The organism is Flavobacterium sp. 102 (genome assembly GCF_003634615.1).
In the GTDB taxonomy this organism is placed as follows: domain Bacteria; phylum Bacteroidota; class Bacteroidia; order Flavobacteriales; family Flavobacteriaceae; genus Flavobacterium.
Map to the genome: position 1 here is coordinate 26,411 of NZ_RBKX01000001.1, position 20,339 is coordinate 46,749.

Annotated in this window: 30 protein-coding genes and 1 tRNA gene; all 31 read right to left on the reverse strand. The window is 37.1% G+C overall.

The features are described 5' to 3' along the window. Positions 1 to 2 precede the first annotated feature (2 nt). Positions 3 to 389, reverse strand: coding sequence for a hypothetical protein (locus tag C8C84_RS00150; protein WP_121311594.1), 387 nt, complete (start codon positions 387 to 389; stop codon positions 3 to 5). A 20-nt stretch (positions 390 to 409) separates the two neighbouring features. Beyond that, entirely contained in the window at positions 410 to 1,078 is a 669-nt protein-coding gene (locus tag C8C84_RS00155) for a hypothetical protein (protein ID WP_121311595.1), read from the reverse strand. Between the two features lie 178 nt (positions 1,079 to 1,256). Continuing rightward, positions 1,257 to 2,666, reverse strand: coding sequence for a phage portal protein (locus C8C84_RS00160; protein WP_121311596.1), 1,410 nt, complete (start codon positions 2,664 to 2,666; stop codon positions 1,257 to 1,259). Between the two features lie 5 nt (positions 2,667 to 2,671). After that, positions 2,672 to 4,126, reverse strand: coding sequence for a phage terminase large subunit (locus tag C8C84_RS00165; RefSeq protein ID WP_233549690.1), 1,455 nt, complete (start codon positions 4,124 to 4,126; stop codon positions 2,672 to 2,674). Beyond that, a complete protein-coding gene (locus C8C84_RS00170; protein WP_121311597.1) occupies positions 4,126 to 4,368 on the reverse strand; it encodes a hypothetical protein in 243 nt (80 codons plus the stop codon). Before C8C84_RS00170 ends, C8C84_RS00165 begins: the two co-directional genes overlap by 1 nt. Further along, positions 4,365 to 4,571 (reverse strand): hypothetical protein, encoded by a 207-nt coding sequence (locus C8C84_RS00175; RefSeq protein WP_121311598.1) that lies wholly within the window; start codon positions 4,569 to 4,571, stop codon positions 4,365 to 4,367. The genes C8C84_RS00170 and C8C84_RS00175 overlap by 4 nt, the downstream gene beginning before the upstream one ends. After that, the gene (locus C8C84_RS00180) at positions 4,571 to 4,972 is read right to left on the reverse strand and encodes a hypothetical protein (protein WP_121311599.1); all 402 of its coding nucleotides are present in this window, start codon (positions 4,970 to 4,972) and stop codon (positions 4,571 to 4,573) included. The genes C8C84_RS00175 and C8C84_RS00180 overlap by 1 nt, the downstream gene beginning before the upstream one ends. Beyond that, positions 4,972 to 5,202 (reverse strand): hypothetical protein, encoded by a 231-nt coding sequence (locus C8C84_RS00185; RefSeq protein ID WP_121311600.1) that lies wholly within the window; start codon positions 5,200 to 5,202, stop codon positions 4,972 to 4,974. Before C8C84_RS00185 ends, C8C84_RS00180 begins: the two co-directional genes overlap by 1 nt. 174 nt (positions 5,203 to 5,376) lie before the next feature. Next, positions 5,377 to 5,449, reverse strand: a tRNA-Met gene (locus tag C8C84_RS00190). Between the two features lie 430 nt (positions 5,450 to 5,879). Beyond that, positions 5,880 to 6,008 (reverse strand): hypothetical protein, encoded by a 129-nt coding sequence (locus C8C84_RS17215; protein ID WP_255415751.1) that lies wholly within the window; start codon positions 6,006 to 6,008, stop codon positions 5,880 to 5,882. Between the two features lie 81 nt (positions 6,009 to 6,089). Next, a complete protein-coding gene (locus tag C8C84_RS00195) occupies positions 6,090 to 6,566 on the reverse strand; it encodes a hypothetical protein (RefSeq protein ID WP_121311601.1) in 477 nt (158 codons plus the stop codon). Between the two features lie 9 nt (positions 6,567 to 6,575). After that, positions 6,576 to 6,812 (reverse strand): hypothetical protein, encoded by a 237-nt coding sequence (locus tag C8C84_RS00200; RefSeq protein ID WP_147406788.1) that lies wholly within the window; start codon positions 6,810 to 6,812, stop codon positions 6,576 to 6,578. Between the two features lie 47 nt (positions 6,813 to 6,859). Next, on the reverse strand, positions 6,860 to 8,332 hold the full coding sequence (locus C8C84_RS00205; RefSeq protein WP_121311603.1) for a class I SAM-dependent methyltransferase: 1,473 nt from the start codon (positions 8,330 to 8,332) through the stop codon (positions 6,860 to 6,862). A 209-nt stretch (positions 8,333 to 8,541) separates the two neighbouring features. Further along, a complete protein-coding gene (locus tag C8C84_RS00210; protein ID WP_121311604.1) occupies positions 8,542 to 8,751 on the reverse strand; it encodes a hypothetical protein in 210 nt (69 codons plus the stop codon). 65 nt (positions 8,752 to 8,816) lie between these two features. Then, positions 8,817 to 9,197: a hypothetical protein gene (locus C8C84_RS00215; protein ID WP_121311605.1), complete on the reverse strand. Its 381-nt coding sequence runs from the start codon at positions 9,195 to 9,197 to the stop codon at positions 8,817 to 8,819. An 11-nt stretch (positions 9,198 to 9,208) separates the two neighbouring features. Continuing rightward, positions 9,209 to 10,066, reverse strand: coding sequence for a hypothetical protein (locus tag C8C84_RS00220; protein WP_121311606.1), 858 nt, complete (start codon positions 10,064 to 10,066; stop codon positions 9,209 to 9,211). A 1-nt stretch (position 10,067) separates the two neighbouring features. Beyond that, a complete protein-coding gene (locus tag C8C84_RS00225) occupies positions 10,068 to 10,298 on the reverse strand; it encodes a hypothetical protein (RefSeq protein WP_121311607.1) in 231 nt (76 codons plus the stop codon). Then, complete coding sequence (locus C8C84_RS00230) at positions 10,295 to 10,879, reverse strand: hypothetical protein (RefSeq protein ID WP_121311608.1); 585 nt, start codon at positions 10,877 to 10,879, stop codon at positions 10,295 to 10,297. Before C8C84_RS00230 ends, C8C84_RS00225 begins: the two co-directional genes overlap by 4 nt. Then, positions 10,869 to 11,432 (reverse strand): ASCH domain-containing protein, encoded by a 564-nt coding sequence (locus C8C84_RS00235; RefSeq protein ID WP_121311609.1) that lies wholly within the window; start codon positions 11,430 to 11,432, stop codon positions 10,869 to 10,871. The genes C8C84_RS00230 and C8C84_RS00235 overlap by 11 nt, the downstream gene beginning before the upstream one ends. 19 nt (positions 11,433 to 11,451) lie before the next feature. Continuing rightward, entirely contained in the window at positions 11,452 to 11,721 is a 270-nt protein-coding gene (locus C8C84_RS00240; protein ID WP_147406789.1) for a hypothetical protein, read from the reverse strand. Positions 11,722 to 11,745: 24 nt separating this feature from the next. Next, complete coding sequence (locus C8C84_RS00245) at positions 11,746 to 12,117, reverse strand: hypothetical protein (RefSeq protein WP_121311611.1); 372 nt, start codon at positions 12,115 to 12,117, stop codon at positions 11,746 to 11,748. Further along, the gene (locus C8C84_RS00250) at positions 12,114 to 12,353 is read right to left on the reverse strand and encodes a hypothetical protein (RefSeq protein WP_121311612.1); all 240 of its coding nucleotides are present in this window, start codon (positions 12,351 to 12,353) and stop codon (positions 12,114 to 12,116) included. Before C8C84_RS00250 ends, C8C84_RS00245 begins: the two co-directional genes overlap by 4 nt. 14 nt (positions 12,354 to 12,367) lie before the next feature. Then, positions 12,368 to 12,655: a co-chaperone YbbN gene (locus C8C84_RS00255; protein ID WP_121311613.1), complete on the reverse strand. Its 288-nt coding sequence runs from the start codon at positions 12,653 to 12,655 to the stop codon at positions 12,368 to 12,370. Positions 12,656 to 12,659: 4 nt separating this feature from the next. Continuing rightward, positions 12,660 to 13,781 (reverse strand): DNA polymerase III subunit beta, encoded by a 1,122-nt coding sequence (gene dnaN / locus C8C84_RS00260; RefSeq protein WP_121311614.1) that lies wholly within the window; start codon positions 13,779 to 13,781, stop codon positions 12,660 to 12,662. Between the two features lie 18 nt (positions 13,782 to 13,799). Continuing rightward, positions 13,800 to 15,179 carry a PcfJ domain-containing protein gene (locus tag C8C84_RS00265; RefSeq protein WP_121311615.1) on the reverse strand — a complete coding sequence of 460 codons (1,380 nt, stop codon included), beginning with the start codon at positions 15,177 to 15,179 and terminating at the stop codon, positions 13,800 to 13,802. 6 nt (positions 15,180 to 15,185) lie between these two features. Further along, complete coding sequence (locus C8C84_RS00270; protein ID WP_121311616.1) at positions 15,186 to 15,737, reverse strand: Cas9 inhibitor AcrIIA9 family protein; 552 nt, start codon at positions 15,735 to 15,737, stop codon at positions 15,186 to 15,188. Between the two features lie 26 nt (positions 15,738 to 15,763). Then, positions 15,764 to 18,289, reverse strand: a complete 2,526-nt coding sequence (locus C8C84_RS00275; RefSeq protein ID WP_121311617.1) for a DEAD/DEAH box helicase — start codon at positions 18,287 to 18,289, stop codon at positions 15,764 to 15,766. 63 nt (positions 18,290 to 18,352) lie between these two features. Next, entirely contained in the window at positions 18,353 to 18,682 is a 330-nt protein-coding gene (locus tag C8C84_RS00280; protein WP_121311618.1) for a hypothetical protein, read from the reverse strand. Between the two features lie 4 nt (positions 18,683 to 18,686). Then, entirely contained in the window at positions 18,687 to 18,911 is a 225-nt protein-coding gene (locus tag C8C84_RS00285) for a hypothetical protein (RefSeq protein WP_121311619.1), read from the reverse strand. Further along, positions 18,908 to 19,567, reverse strand: a complete 660-nt coding sequence (locus C8C84_RS00290; protein ID WP_147406790.1) for a hypothetical protein — start codon at positions 19,565 to 19,567, stop codon at positions 18,908 to 18,910. Before C8C84_RS00290 ends, C8C84_RS00285 begins: the two co-directional genes overlap by 4 nt. Continuing rightward, the gene (locus C8C84_RS00295) at positions 19,533 to 20,273 is read right to left on the reverse strand and encodes a hypothetical protein (protein ID WP_233549691.1); all 741 of its coding nucleotides are present in this window, start codon (positions 20,271 to 20,273) and stop codon (positions 19,533 to 19,535) included. Before C8C84_RS00295 ends, C8C84_RS00290 begins: the two co-directional genes overlap by 35 nt. Positions 20,274 to 20,339: the final 66 nt, after the last annotated feature.

Below are 20,339 nucleotides of genomic sequence, written 5' to 3' on the forward strand. Positions count from 1 at the left end.
GATTAATCTTGTGTGAATAAAATGTGGGTTAGAGCTGTTTTAGCACCTGATGGAACAGGATAAGGAGAAGCTGCTTCGTTTACATCTCCAGAAAGCATCACTGATGCCAATGGTTTTGATTTTAAAACAGTCGCGATCAACACGCCTTTGTAGGTGTGTAAACTTGGTAATGAAACATATTCATCATCAGTAACATTCAACGGCTTCAATTCGCCGGTGGCTGTTTCCTCTATGATGATATGTCCTGCCTTGATAACATCAGTTGGCGTGTAACCTGACACATCCAATGATTTTCCTCCAGGAATATCAATCAACACTTCTTTGATAACGATTGAATCGTTGTCAGTGCTAATTTCTTTCGGAGTACCGTCTAAATTTACTTGTGACATAATTTTTTTTTTAAATTGTTTTACAATGAGTCAACAATGTTTGTGATCAATTTATCATCAGGCTTAGTGTTGGGATCACCAACAGGAGTTGGACCTGCATGTTGCGTTGAATTCGCAACAGTTTGAGTAATTTCAGTATACTCTGACTCTAAAGCGGTAATCTGCTCTTCGAAAGGAGTTTCTGAGTTCACATCGATTCTGTTCAACCAACTTGCCTTTAATTCCGGTTTTAAATTCTTTAGAACCTCAGATTTACCAAACAACTCTGCAGCAGTTTGCTTCTTAGTTTCTATTGTCTTCCCGGTTTCAATCGCTGTTACTTTTTCCAACAACTTTTTGTTATCATCAACCAACTTAGAGTTAGATTCGATAATTGCTTTTGCCCATTCAGGAGCATCAACTGGTGCTGGTGGAGTTGGCGGGTCTGCTGGTGGAGTCGGTGGTGGAGTTGGAGTCGGTTTCTGATTTGCTTCCAAAGTTCTCATGCGATCATCTTGTTTCGCAATGTCTTCAAATGAAACAAATTCATTAGCTGCCTCCAAAACTGCATCAATGGCCGCCTCGTCTGCGTCGTCTGCTGGTTTTGAACATAGTTTAGCCGAAATCTCGTCTAACCTCTTTTGTGATAAGTTCGCCTTTGGGTATTTAACCTTAAGTCGTGCCTTGATTACTTCTGGTTTAACTGCCATAATAAATAGAATTTAATTATTGATTATTAATTGGAACAAATATATAAAATATTATTCTTATTTAGTCTAAATAAAAATAAGGTAATATTTTGCATAAAAAAACCACCTCGAATTGAAGTGGTTTAATTGTGGGATGGTACCGGTTAATCCATCGTTTCAGTTTCTTTATATAAATATGTTATTCACCTGTTGGTGGTTTCGGTTCGGTCGCAGCGGTCTCCGATTTGATAAATTCTAATTCTTGTTCAACATCAGCATTCATTCCAATATATTCAATACCGGTTCTAGTGGAAATAAGTCCAGCGGTTTTAAGAACTGATGCGATATCAGCTGATTTTTTCAAGTCATTTGGTAAAATTGAATTGAATTGAACATCAAAAAACAATTTTGCAGCCTCGGATTTAAGCCCGGTATTGGTGGTTGTGATGATTCCGGATATCATGATGTTAAGGATACGCTCATACATCGTTCTGTTTTCGCCTTCATTTGATTTAGCTTTCAAAATCGGATCCAGAAACATCAACTCCAAAGCAACTCCAGATGTGCCCAATCCCATTAAGTTGTCCAATGACAAATTTGGCGTAGATGAAATGTTATAAATGAATTTCTCTATAGTTTCAATTTCAAGTTTGTTACTTGCCGGTGCTGTTTTTGCTTCAAGGAAAGAAACGCTTCCTTTTATAACATTACCTTCTGAATCAATTTTAACCGGTACCATCCATGCTTTTCCGTCCTCGTCTTTATCTGGTGCATTTGTAACATCACCTTCAATTATCAACATTGGATGCCCGGAGTAATCGTTGGAAGCTCCTAGTTTTGAAACAGCAACCTCTATACGGTCAATCATAGCTTGTGTGATAAACCATTCAGGCTGTTCTTGACTTACGTAAACAATTGGAATTTTATCAAATCCATGAGGAAGAACTTCGGGAACTATTCCTTCATCAATAAATTTATAAACGTTTTTGTCGCTGTAAATCCAAGTGTTTTTTTGGTCCTTGCCATCTGATGTTTTTGAAATAAATGACCATGTAAAGGCAATCATATTTTGGTAAGCATCGAAATAAGGATACATTGTGCCTTTGGAATTTTCTAATACTGAACACTTGATCTCCTTTTTCTGTCCAGAAATTCCAATATTTACTAACAATTTTTCAATCAAAGAACCCGGTTTGATTTCCGACATAAAGAAAAGCATTGCTGCTTGGGTCTCTGATTTTTGAACAGTTTTTAATCGCTGTATTTTGCTGTCAATACGATTTGATTTCCAAAGGTTTTTAATCAACTCAGCCATTTTCAATTTCATATCGTTAGGAATCAGAGTAGCCGGTTCTCCAACTTCAAAAGCTACTGAGGTAGTAACAATCTTCTGTTGAAAGTTTATTGGAATACGAACGGCATCAACCGTTTTTTCACCAACTTTTTTATCCTTTTGGATATTTCCAATCTGAGTAAATCGAATTGTTCTATCAGTAAGTGTAAATTCCTTGATTAGTTTTTGAATCTCGTCGGCTTTCTTACCTTGTGATTTCAATAACTCTATTGCTTTTTTTGGGTCGGTGCCCAACATTACGAATATATCTTCCATTGTTTCTAATAATTAACTGATTTAAGTACTTTTTTATCTGTGGTGTGAATTGTTCCAGGAGAATTAAATGCTATGTGGCCATAACGACCCATATCCCAAATATGGTTATATGAATCCATTGGCTGATTGATTGCGATTCCGTTAATCTCACGCATTCTATAGTTCTGTTGCTCCTTTAAAGCCTGCTGATACAAATGGTTTTTAACGATGTGAATCTTTTTGGTCTTCATTGAATTAAGCCAGTACATAACTGACTTTGTCTTGCTGATTTTGTAAGCATTTACAAATCCTTCAAGCCTCAGGCCTTTTACCATTTCAACAGTACCTTTGTTTTCGCCGGTATATTTGTCTGCTGAATCACATGGTATTATTTCGTTTTCATCAATTTCTAAACTTCTTAAAAGTGAAGCTAACTCTGCGGGAGTTTCTATCGGCTCATAACATAATGGTTCAATCCAAATATTGTGTTCGTCTTCTGCATATCTTCCAAGAACATTCGGATCGGTTGTAAATCCAAAGTCATTTGGATAAATAGGAACTTTGTCTTCAGGGAATTTATCAATCCATGTAACGTATGGAAATATGACTCCTTTCATCGCTCCACGAAGTCCAAGACCGTAAACCTTCCAATTAAATTCATCAGCAGTGCCATTGGTAATATTTGTTGGATGTGGTGGTGGCTGATTGGTTTTAGATACCGGCTCAACTTTTTTAGTGACTTTGTTATAGCACATTATTATGCTATTTTCAACGAAGTATGAATCCGGTTCCCATGGCTCCCAGCTAAGTATTTTGTTTTTTTCTCCTGAAGAAATGTGTCTAAGGTTATCTAAGTATGTTGTTCTCAAAAAAGCAACATCAGGACGTGTAAGGACTTTATCAAAAAACCAATGATCAGTAACCGATGGGTTATAATCAACCCACCAAAATTTACGGCAACGCAATTCCACCTGGTCAAATACTTCTTGACGTATAAACATCATTTCGTTGAAGAAAGCATAATCACAACCCCCACCATGCTTTCCATCCCCAAGAAAGTAAATTGTGCTGCCATTAATCTTGAAACTCTTTACCTCTTTGGCTCTATGGAATGGATTAGGAAGTCCATAATCATCCAGTCGTCTCTTGAAATCATCATACAAGGTCGTTTTGAATTCGTTGTATGTTTCCCGGTAAATGTTGATTGTGCAGTTCTTTTCTACGAATAAACAAAGCCAAATGATTATATCAACGCCGGACCAGGTTTTACCGGAACGTGAACTTCCCTCGAGAGCACAACCCCTGAATCCACCAATTAACTTGTCTCTATCATCATAAAGTTGCTCATTGATTGATTTGTAAAGAAGCGCATAATTAGGGTTTGTTTCTTCATCAATTATAGTCAGACGCTTTCTTGAAATATGAATATCCCTTTCTTTCAAAAGGGTTTCTAATTCTAATATTTCAGCATCGGTAAGCATTATTGTTTGAAGTTTACTTTTAGTTTTCCACAAGCAATAAGAGAAGTGATGTCTTTCTCAACTTTTATTCTCTGACTATGCGAGAGCGTGGATTTTTTTTCCTGAATAAGGTTGTATTCAATTACCAGGCTTTTCATGATTTCAATTTCTTTTTGTTCTTGAAGTTCCCGGCGCTTTCTCCTAACAGATTTCAGTTGCTTGAACCACCTCCAATTATTTAATATATTTTTCAAGAATTTCATAGATGAAGCGTTTTATCATTAGACAATTCAAAGCCAAAATGATTCGATACTTCATTACCGGAAATAACTTCATACATAATGTGATGCTCTTGAATTATAATTGCAGTGATCATTCTCGGTTTTTGTTCAACATCGTGTACCAGGTAAACCGTGTCTTTTATGTTATGGTCATTTTCAATTGTCATTTTAGCCTTTTCACTCATTAGATTATTGTATTAACTTCAAATACTTGAGGTTGTTTTATCAGCACTCCTTTTTCAATTAAATCATTGACCGTATTGTAAAAGGTTCCGTGATTTATTCTGATTTTATGAACCAAATCAAAACCGTTTTTTAGCTTTTTAATAGTTTCAAATGATTTTGTTTTCAAAACAAAATCCAGGATCAACTCCCTTTCCATTGTCTTTCTATCGACCATTGAAAAATATTTAGCTTTTATTTCTTGGCTGATTAGTTCACCAAGCATCATTGTTTTGCTTTGTGATGCAGTTGAATTCTCTACAGCGTCTAAAACAGCATATCCAATCAATACAGGGTCTATTGTTTCTTTTCCTTCAATGAAGATTCTATTATTTATAATTTCGATGGTTGGGTTGCTATCCATTAGTTTGCCTTTTTAAGTATTTGGAGAGGTTTATTCAATGCTAATGCTATAATCTTTATATCTCGTGCTTTGGCAGCATCCCTTTCATCTGAATAAAAACCACAATGATGACTTACTTTTTTATCGGTCACCGTTGCACCCCATTTATTCGCTTCTTGATTCCATCTTACTCCAGTGTATTTTGATACCCGGCGATGAGATACTTCTTTTTGTTTGGTTCTTCTATGCATATTTTTGGTTTAAAAAATAATCCGTCTTTCCGGATCGTCAGTCTTTCGGTAATTTGTGGCGTTAAAATTCTGTTATGGCATTACAACAGGCTGTCCAGACCACTTTGATTCAATCATTACCGAGGCCAACATCGCCGACAAGCGAGGATTTATGAAAGAACAGCATACTTTTCGTTGCAAGGGCGGGATTCGAACCCGCGACCTGATGGTTATGAGCCACCCGAGCTACCAACTGCTCTACCTTACGATTTTGACAAGTTTTAAAATGACGTCATATTGAAACTCCCTTGCCTATGTTTTCGATTATCGGGTTGTTGTGGAGAAGAAAGGATTCGAACCTTTGACCTCTGGGTTGGCGGTGCTCTAACCACTAAGCTACAAAGCCTTTCAACTTTGACTGGATTTGAACCAGTGACCTTCACCGCAGACCAGCGCTCTAGCCGCTGAGCTACTTCCCCTATTTAATATGTTTTTAAGAAAACCTCATTAGGCTTGTAATGAGGTTTTTTATATTGAATTGATTCAGGTTTTAAAGACCTGGTATTGGTAATCGATTTTCTTTTTCGGTTGTTTGGTTTTGATATTCCGGAAGCTTTGAATGTAAAGTCATATCGGCGCTCATGCCTTTGATAATTACAAACTCTGCTGGAACATACAATTCAACCAGCTGTAACGCCTTAGGGTGCGTTACTTGAAATCGAGAACAACTGAGGCTGCTCCTTTACCGGTGTAGATTTTTCGGCATAACCGATTGAAGTTGTGAATGCGAAAGCAATCAATACGAGTGATAATTGTAGTCTTTTCATTTTGAAATGGTTTTAAATTCATTTCAAATTTAGCATATTTTGCTAATTATTATCAATTTATGATAATTTATTTTGGAAAATTTATTTTTGAGTGCCTGTAGCTTTGGCAATTAGAGCATCGAGTCGTGCTTGCTTCTCAGGTCCGAAGCCATCTTCTAAAATAATCGGATTGTCTCTATCGCCTTGAACGATGACTTTCTTGGCTGGGTAAAGCGCTTCGAGTTTGGAGATTTCTTTTTTGATTTGGTTTACAACGGCCATACCACGAGGAGTGCCTTTATATTCATCCTTCATGTTTCGGATATCTTGCTTTAGTTCAGCAATTCTCATAGTGCGTTTTTGGTCTATGTCCGTTACCTGTTCTTCGTGCCATGCCTGATAAGCTTTGGCTAGTAAGTTCTTGGCTTGTCTCAGTCCAATAGGCTTTCCATCTGATTTTAAAAATTGCTGTTGGCATTGCTTTAATATCAAATAATCTTGCACGCCGTTTATTATCCAGCCTTGGATAGTAAACACGCGATTTGCTGTCTCTATATTACTCGCTTTTGCACCGGGCATGACTTAGAATTAGGTATTTGGATACATCGCCTTGATAACTTCAATGTGGCGACTTAACTCATAGATTCTATCTCGTAGTTTGATAGCTTCACGTTCACGCATGACGCGGATTTCTTCGCTACTTTCGGTAATAGCACCAGGTTCGTATGCCTTTAATGCAGCTTCACATATCTTCTTCTCTCCTTCAAGATAGGTAACAATTTTGTCCCTCATTTCTATAAGTATTTGATAGTTAATATCTGCCATTGTCGATAGTAGTTTTGGTTTTAATGGCATAAAAGTACACCAAAACTTTATTCTGAAGAAGCCAAAGCTTCCAAGTCTTCTCCTAAATTTAACTCCGGGTAATTCCCTTTGATTTTCTTCGGGTCTCCTTTGTAGAACACCAACACATTCTGGTGCATCTTACCTACCTTTCGGCCACCATTGAATTGGCGCCTTACTCTGATGGCCAAGCTTCCAACTACGTTAACCAATATGATTTCGTTGTATAGTTCCATTCCGGCTTCCTTGAACGCTTGAATGGTATCAGAAACAAAGTTGTAATAGAAGCCCTTTTTATCACGAACATCTCCAACAACGAATGCAGCAAATCTATCTTCCTTCAGATGGGCAACAGACTTCTTGATAATACTGAAATACACTTCTTTGAAGTCTTTATAGTCCATGTTGGATAAGTCTTTCGGGTCGTCACTGTACTTCTCAAGGTCGGCATACGGTGGGCAACTCATAAGGAAGTCGGCAGCCATTGACAAGCGGTCCAACACTTCGTTACTATCACCGGTAATCCAATTGACATTCTCCAGGCTTAGGATTGATGCTTGTTTTCTATTAGCTTCAACTTGGTCCTCTCTCAAATCGATTCCTTCATAAGGATAACCAAGTACTCCAGCAACTACACCACGAACAGAACCACCGGCAAAAGGGTCAAGTACAGAACCTCCATTAGTACAGAACCACTTGTACAGAAGTTCACAAAGTACCGGGTCAAAGATGCTGGCGCCTTCGTAAACGTGCATCCCTTTTTGTTTGGCGTAATCAATGATTTCATCCCACGTTGGCTCACGCTTCAATGACTCGCGCATCTTGTTTCGTAGTTCGTAAATAGCGGTTGATTGTCCGCTTTTAGCAATGAGTTCGACATCTTCTCTGGTTTCCTGAGAATTGAATCCCAACGCCAACCATTTACGTTTTCTGTCCTGCCATACGCCGGAACGTGTGTCGAGAACTGAGAACGGTGGAAAGATAAAACTATCCTTTAGCGATGCCGGAACAATCTTCTCTGATGGTTCACCTGTTTGAAATTCATTCAACATTCCTTCGAAGGCGATGCTATCAAATTCCGGAATGTTCAATAGGTTTTGCATGTCCGGGAAATCCAAATCAAACGTTTGCACAAACTCAAGCAATCCCTGCTGGGTTATCTTAGCGTAAGCCGATGAATAAACCAAAACCAATTCGGCAGCTTCTTTCATATTCTCGCAGTCAATGAACGTGGCCGGAAGTAACTCAGGTATCTGATATCCCATTTGAGCAACGGCCGACAAATCCATAAACCTGTGCTTACCATCCAAGCAATATAAAATGCCTTCATGTTCCCATACTTTGAATGGATCAGCGAATTGATATTTGAGTAAGGATTCTATCAGCTTCTTATCACCATTGGCAATCCATTCTTTGAAGTTATCCTGTTGGATGAACTGAAGATTACGCCAGTTTATAGGTTCGGTTTTGATGATTCGGGAGGCAATTACTTTGTCGGTCATGTTTGTGAATGAAATTCTTTTGGAAATATTATGAAACAAATGTAGCAAAATATGATAATCTTTTGCAATATATCTTAAACTAAAAAACCGCCTTGTTACGGCGGTCATTTGTTAGTTTGTTGATAATCAGTTAGTGTTTACACATTGTGCACTTTCCATCTTTGAATAGCTGCATGGAGAAACAGCGCTTACAGTACTTGAACATCGTGTTAGTTTTCTAATTCAAAGCGCCCATCTATGTCAAAAGCGAGTGAATTGGTGATTATTTCTTCTAATTCATCGATTAAATCGGGTTTTTCATTGAATTCGTATGCGCCGGTTCTGATGTTCCATTCTGCATTGAAAGGAGAATTGTCTAATCTGAATTGAAAGATGTTTGCGTCGATTGTCGTTCTTGGTGTGAATAGTAAAGTTGCCATTTTATTGCTTTTTAAATTGTTATCTTTGAGCAATATTGGGTTGACTATTCGAAAGTATCAAGGGCTTACCGGTTTTTCTTTCTCTTCATTTGAGGTGCTCCAATTTTCTTTCTTGGTGGTGTTGCTGCCTTTCTTTCTTCATCCGTCATGATAAGCTGTTTATCAAAATCAAATAGTTTTCTGGCCACTGTGTTTTTATCAAAGTTTTTAATCAGTCTTTGCCAAAACTTCCAATGCTTAGCGCAAAGGATGAATCTTTCATTGATGGAAAAGAAACCATATCGTTTATCCCAATATTCCGGACCTATACCATAATCTCTGACTCTGGTTCCTCTGCAACATCCTTTGGCTTCACAAATCCACCAAACGATTTGAAAGGGCACGTTGTCGAGTTCTTCCTGTGGCATGGATTTCAATTCTCCTATTGCTTCTTGCTCTTCATTCATGATTTTTATTTTTAACTTCTACACCATCCAGACTTACATCCTTCTGCTCCAACTCCAAAATTTAAATGTTGCTGCAATCCTATTTTACTAGCATCAAGCATACTCATTTCTTTTTTAAATGTAGCGTCTCGCACATATTCTGCTACAGCTGCCCAATACATTATCGGCTGTGTTCTTTCATTGTCAAAATTCTTTCTAAGCTGCTGAACATCCTTCCAGAAACACATTTGGCAATTTGAATCATCAGCAAAAATCACATCGCCTTCCTTTTGCCAATAATCATAAACTGTTCGATGCCATATTTTGTTTTCAATCAAAGGAAATTCTACATTTCTCCATTCAACTGTTTTCCAATTCTTCCGGTTCTGTCCGTACAAATTGCATGAAAATGGAAAATCAAAAGTGTTGTCTATGCTTTCGGCTCTATCAAATTCATCATATCGAATGCCCAGGCGCATAGTAACTTCATTTCCATATTTCGGATAACAATATTCAAAAATCGGTATCATCTTCAGTATCGTTGTACAAAATCTCCATTGCTGATTTGGTAGAACGGTTTGGTCTTTAATCATGGATTCAAATGACTTTCCTCTTACCCAAACTATCTCCCGGCCAATCTTCTGTTCCAAATTCATCATAGTTTGTATGATGATTGGGTCTTCTGCTGTTGCTCGAAACTCTCCGTAAAAAGGAATGTACCGCTCCAGCTTTTCGTTGGCATATTTAAGAAGCCCTTTATTTCGTTTTAGCCACCTTCCGGCATTGTGATCATCCACACACACCATTGCAAACATTTCTACATCGGCAGGATGATGGACCGCTAAATACGAAGATGTATGTCCACCCGATAAAGAGTTTATACTTGTCATTTTAAAAAAGTGTTAATTGCGGTTTTGAATCATTGTAAACATTCTCCCATAGTTCCGGCCACATGGCCATGTAATCTTTCATGTACTTCAAACCTTGACCTTCTAAAAATAAAACGTCCGGGAACTTCTGTTTGAAGTGAATTAGCGGTATCCAAACATCATCAGGAGTAACGCCGTATATTATGTTATCTTTTCTGCTATAGAAGTATAGATTATCAACATGCGGTATCATGATGCTTCAAGTTTTTGCCTGAGCATTTTAATTTCTCTTTCAAGCTGATCATTTTTATCGCGTTGGTTTAGCCAATACCAGTAGAATTTATTGCATAGTTCCGGATGAAGGTCTAGTTTATCACGGTGCAAGAACGGCGCTTCTTTGATTGTCTTGGTTCCGGTTTCTGTTACATAAATCAAACCTGAGTATTCCGGAACATCGAACTTTGTAATCATTCCCTCTGGTACCACATAGTAAAATTTATTTGGTCGTTTGGCTTGCTTCGGTTCATCATTATTCTCATAAATCAATTGACCTTCATCATCGAATTGCCATTTATTATCAATCATCAAAAGCGTTTTCTCTTTCCGAATAAAGCCTCCGGTTTGTAAAATGGAAATCTTTTCTGTTTTGGCAGCATCCCTTCTAAAATCTGATTTTGATATCTTGATTTCAAATTCGTAGCAATAGCCGTTATCCTTTTGGACAAAGAAATCGCTTTCCCATCTGAAGAGAAACACATTCGGAATCCGGAACTTTGAATTTCCGGCATACTTTGCGTGCAGCACATCGATAATGGTTTTTTCGCTATGAGACATGATTACAATTTTGGCAAAGTGTATAATCTACTTGAGTAAATTGATTGAATTTAATTTTATGGTCTTCACAAACGATTTGCTCACAACTTCTACAAATGAAATCAGGGTCAGTTTCTTTGTGGCAAATATGACAACCATTCCAGTCCCAAAACGACAGCTTCCCTTTCACATTCAATACCGGCTTGTCGTACAAAACTGCGTTGGCTAATACCCAATTATAAATTGGTTTTCCAATTGGCAATTCTCCGGTTTGTTCATCGGCTTCGTACATAAATGTTTTCTCTGCCCAAATGCTCGGATGATTTATAACGCAATCGATAATGTCAACTTCTCCGATGATTGCTGATTTTGGATAGTGAAATTCGCAAAATCCACTTTGAAGTGTTTTTATTTGATTTTCATCTAACAATTCGATTGGAGTTCCTGCTGATGCTCCCGAAGCATGAATATAAATTCTACCTCTGAAATGAGTTTTCCATGTTCGATTTTCAATGTCTTTTATACCGTGAGCAATTAAAGATGCCCATGGTTGTTTGATTGATAGTCCTTTCATAATTATTAGGGTTAGTCGGTTAATTGCAGTCAATAATTTCAGCGAAAAAATGATTTTGGATATCATACAGAAATTTAGCTTCCTCTTCCCCTTCTTTTCTGACAACCATTACATATTCATTGTCTGAACAAACTCTTGCGTTTTCTAAATCGTAATCATTCATGTTGAAATTAGAGCCTATGCAGCTTTTACAATTTTTAGCGTTTTTGAAGTGATTTTGTACTTTTTTAATAAGTCTATTTTTTACATTTGAATCCATAATTATTCCTGAATTGTGTAATAATTTCAATTATTACGTTTTTCCGTAATGTTTTTATCTTCTGTTGACAGCTGCGCGATATTTTCTTTTGTCCCGATGCAATTTGTAAAACAGATTTGGTTTTTTATAATTGGGATGAATTGGGATGAAATTATATTCATAATTGCGAACCATAGTTTCCTCGAACAAACTCTTAAGCGATTCCATGCTTTCTTTTGAAACAGTGATTTCTGCACTGAATCTTGACATCACTTCGTTGATGTTTTGTATCGAATCGTTTGTTGCTCTCGCCAAATCTTCCAATATGGCACCAGTAATGACTATGATTTTACCTTCTCGGATAAGTCTTCTTAAATCGGAAGTGCCTTTTATTCCACTTCCATCACCGATCATAATTATTTGAGGATTCTCTTCCGGTTCTATCATGGCTTTTGATTTCTTAACTCTCGGATTCGCTGATTAATCTTTTCATCATTAAACGCGTGCTCGAGATTGTATTCTTGCATAATTTCTAATCTTTCCAATTCGATATCATTCTCCTGGTCTTTGACTATCTGAATAATTTCATTGAAGCCGGCATTTTCAAAATCTTGGTCGGTAAGGCGGTTTTTTTCTTTCCATTCGTGAATTCTCTTTATTGTGTTCGTCGTTGGGTTTGTCATTAGTGTGTAGGTTTTTAATTTTTTAATTGGTTAATTAATTCGTGCTTCTCGATTCCTCCTGATTTTCTAAAAACCATTTTCCCAAACTTATAGATCATAAATGCCGGAAGTGATTTTATTCGTAGTGCATCGGCCAATACATCATTCTTCTCTACGTCTATCTTTACAGTTGATAAATCCGGTCCGAATTCAGTACCGATTTCCTTTAGCACTATTTCAGCAGATGGGCATTGGTTATGCCCATCTGAATAAAATAGTATCAGAACTTTATCTTTGTTGATTAAATCTCCGAATTTTGCCATGGGTTTAAGAGTTTAACATCACCGGCATAACTAGCATTAACAATTCTTCCCCTTCTTCAAAGTTGTTTTCAGGTCTAACGATACCGGCTCTATTTGGTGCCGATGTTTCAAGAACCACTCTAGAATCATCAACATTATTCAAAGCTTCAGCTAAGAATCGGGCATTAAATCCGATTTCTATTTCTCCGGTTTTTGGATCACATTCAATGGTTTCTTTTCCATTGGTGCTGTAGTCGATATCCTCGGCCACTAAGTTTAAAACGGTTGCTTTTTGCTTGATGGCTACTTGGTGGGTAATTTTGTTTGAGAACAATGAAACCCTTTTCAAGCTGCTCATAAATTCAGCGGTATCAACTGAAAATTCATTTGGGTTGTCTTTAGGAATAACAGCTTCGTAATTTGGATATTTGGCATCCACCAACCTTGTTTTCAAATCATAATCTCCAAAAGTGAATGATGCATTGTGTGAGTTGTATTGAATTTCAACCACCAATTCTCCTGTTTTCTCCAAAACTGCTTTTAAAATGTTCAAAGGCTTTTTCGGTACCACAAAATCAACATCGGCACTCGCGTAGTGGTCCGTTCTGCTGAACTTAACCAATCGGTGTGCATCGGTGGCCACGAATATCATTCCGGTTGTTCTCATTTGGAACAATACGCCATTCATTACAGGTCTTAAATCATCGTTACCCGTGGCGAAAACTGTTTTTTTGATGGCTCGTTCCAAAACATCTGTTGGCAATGAGATCGTCGTTGGCTCTTCGATTTCTTTTGGCTTCGGATATTCTGCTCCGTCCTGATAAGCGATTGAATAGTTTCCGGAAGAAGAAATGATTACAATTTGGCTGTTTTGCATTACCTTGAATTCGATTGGCTGTGATGGCAACGCTTTCAAAATATCAATCAGCAATTTTGAAGGAATCGCGATGCTCCCGATATATTCGCCTTCAATGCTCATTTTGGCGGTCATTGTGCTTTCTAGGTCGGACGCTGTAATTTTCAATTCTTTATTTCCTACTTCAAAAAGGAAGTACTCTAAAATCGGCAATGCATTGTTTGCAGTTACAACTCCGGATAAATACTGGAGTCTTTCTAATAATTCTTTACTGTTTAATTTGATGTTCATGGTTTTTGTGTTTAATTGTTATGCAGCTTCTTCTGACTGCGTTAATATTTTTAAATCTTCTTGTCTTGACTTTTTGAAATCTTCCACCAGCTTTGAAATCTTTTTGATATTCTTTTTTATGATATCGAGGATTTCGTCATGATGTTGGGTTATTTTATTGTCAACGCCTCTGGCTTGAATAATTTGTAAACTTGAAAGAGATAATTCTATTGTTTCAAGTCGTTTTCCATCTAATCTGGCCGACATCAAAAGTATTCCTGCCTTCTTATGGTATCCGTTGGCATGTACACAATGCTTCAAAACCTTTCCTTCTTTTTTTACCTCTTCTTCTTCGATTAGCGTTACAATTTTTATTTTGCCTTTTTGGATGGAAAAATCCTTGAATACTTCTAATTTCATATCTATAAGAATCTTGTCTTTGGCTGCCTGTTCCCGTTCCTTTTCTTGTCGAATCAACTCTCTTTGGGCATTTGCTTTATCAATCTTTTTTTGCTTTCTAACAACATATTCATTGTGAGCACGCTTCAGATTTTTAGGTAGAATAAACTTTGGATTTCTGATGTCTTTTCCAAATTCATTGAGTAGTTGTAAGTAGTCATACCACATTCCGACATCTGAAATCTTATATTTATTTCTGAGCATGATTCTGATTTGAGGCCAGTATGTGTTGTATTTCGAATCTACATGTACTGCATGGAACAGTAAATCATATTGGCGTGCTTTCAATAAGGTTTCTACTTTAGGCTGCATTTCCAGTTTATAAATCAATTGCCTCCAATCACAATTTTGATTATTATGCTTTTTCAAACCATATTTGTCAAATCGTGGTAAAAATTCTGCTCCAGGACAATTAAAATTTGATCCGAAACGGTCATATTTAGTCATGCCACCATAAGGATTTTTATTTCTTCTTACCTCATAATCACTGGAAGTAAAACCATCACCGGTCCATGTTATATTTCTTCCGATTACTACTGATTTGTTTTTATCATAATCCTTCCATTCCTCGAATATGCTTCTAAACCAATACTCCGGCTTTTTATTTTTGTGCATTCTTTTCCAGCAGGTAAAATATCTCACTACTTGAAATCTTTCTACTACTTGCACAACAGAATAGCTAATGATTTTAAGAAAATCTCCATTGTTTATGGTAATCTTCTTTAGCCTTTGGTTACATGATGGACACGTTACCTGATGTAGTCTATTAGTTGAATTATTTTTCCAAAACACTTCTCCTGGCTTCCATGTATGATTACATTCCAGACACACTAAATTTTTATAGTGAGTGGTGTAGTACAGGTCATGTTTTGAAATTACAAAAGGCTCATGTTCCTTCGGATTTGGAAGAGTTTTGTGTAACTTCCAAACTTCAATCTGTAGTTTCGTTGATGGTCTCATGATTAATTAAAATAAAGATCCTTGTACTTTTTCTTCCTCTTTTTTAGCTTCAGGAGCATCTCCTTCAACACCAGCTGGTGTTGCAATTGCTTTAGCCTTCGCTTTTTTCTTTTGAAGCATTTTAGTTTTGGCTTCTTCTACAGCTAATTCGATGGCTTTTTCTCTCGCTTGCGCCTTATCTTCATCGCTTAGTTCAACCTTGTAGTCAAGTTTAACTTTGTCCTTTTCTTCTTCGATAAATCGTTCAATTGCCTTGGCCTTAGCTTGCTCTTTTTCTTCTTCAGTAAGTTCGACTGATTGATTTATAATGACTTTCCCATTTACAGGTTTAATATCATTGATATCATCTTCATCGTAGTAATGCACTGCCCATCCAAAAACCTCGTCATCGGAATATCCGGCAGAACCACCATCTTTGGCACACTTCATAACGTAGTTACAACACTCGTCTAGGTTCTTATTTTCTTTTTTGTAGGTTACAGCGAACAATTCGTCCTCTGCAGCAAGTTTGTCAAGATGTGTCTTGATAGCCTTTTTAAATGCGCTGGATGCTTTCATAATTCTGATTTTTATTGTTGTTATAATTAAAATTGTAAATCTTCTATTTCGTTGAAAAATTCATTGATATCCTCGATGTATGACAAGTCCATTCGGTGGAATGTTTTATAATTGCCCATGTGATATCCGTCTTGTATTCTGATTATTCGGCACCATACTTTTGTTCCGGCTCTTTCAAAGACACAACTCGGCAACATAATTTCTCCTGTCAGCTGATATCTTTTATTTTTTGGATCATCGAAGAACTGGTCCAATCTCTTTTCCATCGATGGTCCGTTAGGAATAATGGCCAATAACTCACCACCTGACCAATGGAGCATTTTACATGCTTTCTCCACGTGCTCCATAGCGGTTTTACCGGAAGCACCAAACGGTGGATTCATTGCTATTTTGTGAAACTTGTTTCCGATGTAATAGTTCTCAAACGATGTATTGTGAACGTTTCCTGATGCGTTAACCGCGAGTTGTGACGCTAAATCGTGGCTTGGTTCAACAAAATGATTTGTTGTGGTACCAAAAAAGAATCTGCCTATTGCTCCGTGCCCAGCTGATGGCTCCAACCAATCTTCATTTGGCTGCGGGTTTAACCATTCAACCATTTTCATTCCGAGAGGTTCCGGAGTGGCGAAGTAATCAACTCCCTCACGTGCTTTGTTGGAAGATGTTTTCTTACCTCTTGCGAAGTAATAAGTTTTAGCCTTGTCAAATTCTGATATTGTGAATAAGAACTTATCTGCTTCCTTGCCACCAACACCCTGATTAATATTTGGTTCTTCGCTATGTGGATTATTGTATCCTTCTTTGAAAGCCGTTTCTAAATCTCTGGCAAGGTTACCCATGGCTAAATTCTCAGCTGTCTTGGAACGCTGCGCAATCTTTGTAGCAAAAGCATATCTTTCAGTCGTTGTCTGCAGAGTGGCATATTCATAAATACCATTACTCATTAGTCCTTCGCGATAAATACGGCCTTCGGTTTGTATTGCTTGCGTTGGCGCTGTCGGTAATCCAAGATTGATTAAAACTCTTTGATGAACGCCGGTTCTGTCATGAAGAGAAATCCCCTCTTGACCGGCTTTTATTTGAACTACAATCAAGTTGGTGTCTGAGTGATCACGATTGAAATCATTTATATTTTGGCTGCGCAGTCTTTTGTTAACCGTACCATTGAATTCTTTGGCGTGTGGAAAAAACAATCTCAAAGTTTCTCGAACGTTGATCAGGTAATTGAGCTCAAGATTCCAGAAGAATGAATACTCCTTTTGAAAATTGTTGATTTCAATCTCTAAATCTTCATTGCTGTATTCGTCTTTATCCAAAAACTCATCGATTTCAAACTGAAATGGATGTGATGGCAGTGAGTTATTGTAATTGTGAAACACAACAACCTTTCTTCCTAAATCCAAATGCTGTTTGATTCTTCTGCAAATTTCCCTGGCTTTGATGCACTCCAACAATTGAGTGATGTATAAGTGATTGTGTTTTTTGTGGATCCTGTCGCTTAGTATTGGATACTTTTTGCAAAAACCCTCATCATAGAACAACTCAAAACCTTCTTCAATCTTTTGGCCGATAACTGAGTCAAGCGCTATAAATTCTCTGGAATAATCAAATTCAAGGTTGATTTGTCGTGTTGACATCACACCTTTTTCTTTCCAATTTTCAAAGAAGTTGCGCTCCATCAGGTTCAAGTCAACTCCGCTTTCCGGAATTGTACACTTGTTATATCTCATTCGATATCCAAAATTCTCTACCATGAATTTGCTCCAGCCGGTCGGCGCGTTGTACTCTCCATTGTACTCCGGTTCTTCTATCGTTTCATAAATATCGAAAAGGCAGCCATCCGCATATTTGATTGATTTGTGGTAAGCAAACGGCGTGGCCGAAAGAAATACAACTTTGGTTTTACTTACGATTTCAGTAACAATTTGGCGGTATAGATTTTCATCAAACACTTCGCGATCACGGTCATCTATTGAATATAAAAACTCATACTTTTTAACTTTTGGCTTTACCACCGATGGCACTTTTACCACTTCTTGGTGCTGCAGGTAATACGAAGTATAGTTTCCTTGCTCGTTTTGGTTTAGATAATGGCTTTCATCATAAATCACTAAATCAAAATCCCTGTTTAATATGGCTTCGTTTTGGTAGAAATTAGCGTAGGTAGTAACAGAAATCTCATAGCCTTTATCTTCGATACCGTTCAATTGATAAATCTGTAAATTGAAATGGCGTGCTTCTTCAACCCAATCACTACATTTCTTTTGTGTTGGTACCACAATCAGTATTTCCCTTTTATTCTGAGTATAAAAACGCTTGGCAATTCCCAATCCAACAAACGTTTTCCCGGTACCGGTTCCATTCGTAAAAAGATATCCCTTGCCTTCTTCGAATCGTCGCTCGGCAAAGCTTATATCTTCAACTTGGGTATCAAAAAGGAATGGCATCATAGTTTTTATATCGGAATCGTGTTGGACCAACATTGGTTCTGCTTCAATAGTGTCAATGGCGTCGAAAAGGAGAACTAATTGATTTTGGTGTTTGATTTTCATTATTAAAATTTTCTTCAATATTGGGTTGACTTATTTTGTTAATCAAGTAATCTTTGGTTTAAGTCAGGTAGTAATCGATTCTATTTTGAACTTTACATATTCCTTCCCTTTTTCGACTTTTTCCTTTGACACGATGCCTTTTTTAATGTGCTTGTCGTTGAATCCATATTTCTTAGAAAGGATATCCTGAAACGGCTTAACCGGATTATCCCAATCGGATGCCTCAGAACTGAATCCAAATTCTAGTGTGATCAGAAATGGAGGCTCAGGCATTTTAAGCTTTGGCAACATGAATAAAAGTGCGTTTTCATAAATGGCATATTCCGGAGTTTTAAATCTTTTGCCCTTCCAAGCATCATTCACCGATAGTGGCTTAATTTCTATTTTTATCATGTGTTTAAACGGTTTTGAAGTTTGATTTTGATTGTTTGGTTTCTAAAAAGATTGGAACTTCTTTCAATAGCTGATCAACACCCATTTCGTTGATGTGATTAATTCTATTCAAAACGATGTGAGTTTCACGCATCAATTTCGGTAGCGAATAATCCGGGCAAAGCGGCATGAAGTCTTTCAATTGTTTCAGCTGGACTTTAAGTTCCTCACGCTGTTCTATGTGATTCATTTTATTGCTTTTCTCTTTCTCTTCAGATAGTCCAGATATGGTTTCATTTCGGGTTTATCTTGCCATTCAGTAATCGTTTTTTCAAGAGTCTGACGGTCCATATTTTCAACCAGAGTATCTATTTGGCTTCTAACCAATGCTTCTTTCTCTTTTTTGGCTTTTTCTTCTCGCCTTTTTTTATAAAAAACAGCTACCGGATGATCTGATGACTGTTGTTGCTTTGAAAAGTCTTCGCTAACTTTTTTGTTTTGCCGTTCTACCTCAGCATATTTATTTTCCAGATATTGTTCAAACCACTTATCCTTTCCCAGAACATTTTGGCCGTCAACTTTATAATCTTTACCGTCTCCTATGATTCCTTGCCTAACTTGCTTTAACATCAACAAAACGTCCTCAATCGTTTCATAAGGGTACTTTTCCATTATGTCCACAGCTATCATCGAAGCTTGTGTGGTATTTATATTTTTTCCGACATTAAAACTTTGCGAAAATCTCATTAGAAAGTAAGTAATGACTTTGGCCACATTGATTTCACCGACTACTTTTTGAAGCTTTAATAGTTTTGTTCCGTCAATAGCTTTTACAACAGTCAAATTCTTTTCTTGCATTAACAATTCAACCTCATTTTGAGACGCCAAACATTGCATCAACTGCATCGTTTGCGGATTGTTTAAGGTTTGAATCTGATTTGGCGTTACTTGAAGTCCTATTTCCATAATTGCCTTCTATTATTTTATTAAAATTTGTAGGTTTGAAAATCCAATCAAATGATGCTTTCCAACCGCTTTGATTTGCTCCATTTAAAAAATCTGAATCGGCTACCATCTGGAGCGCTTTTCCGACCGTCTCTAAACCGTGTTCTTTTATTCTTGAATTGATAGCTGCTTTTCTCTGATCATTTAATTTTAGAACTTGAGGAAGCTGATTGCAGACCTGATTAAAAACTGTGATTATTTCTTCGAAATTTGTTTTCGCACTTTCTATTTTTCCAACTGCAGTTTCAACTACTATTTCTTCTTCTACTTCATCTTCATACTTCATACTTCTATCTTCTAAAAAAGCATCGCTTTCGCTTGTGCGTTTATCATGCGTTCGCATACTTTCTTTTTTTCTTTTGTTTTTAGGGGTTTCAGGAGGTTTTTTCCATCTTCTGTCCGCTGATTGTTTTGCTTTTTCGCTTTTTTCAAGCTGTTTTTGTCGTTCGATTTCAAGTCTTTTGTTTGTCAAAAATTCACCATCGAAATCAAATTTGTCTTTCAAATCTTCACTCAAACTTTCCCAAGATTTTCCAATGAGGAATTCAAGTCTTTTAACTGGAATTTTATCATCTGTCCATTGCTTACAAAGCATTTTGATATACATTCCAATTTCTTCATTGGTTAGATATGTGCATCCGGTAAGAAAGTCTTGGGCATAAAATTGAAATGC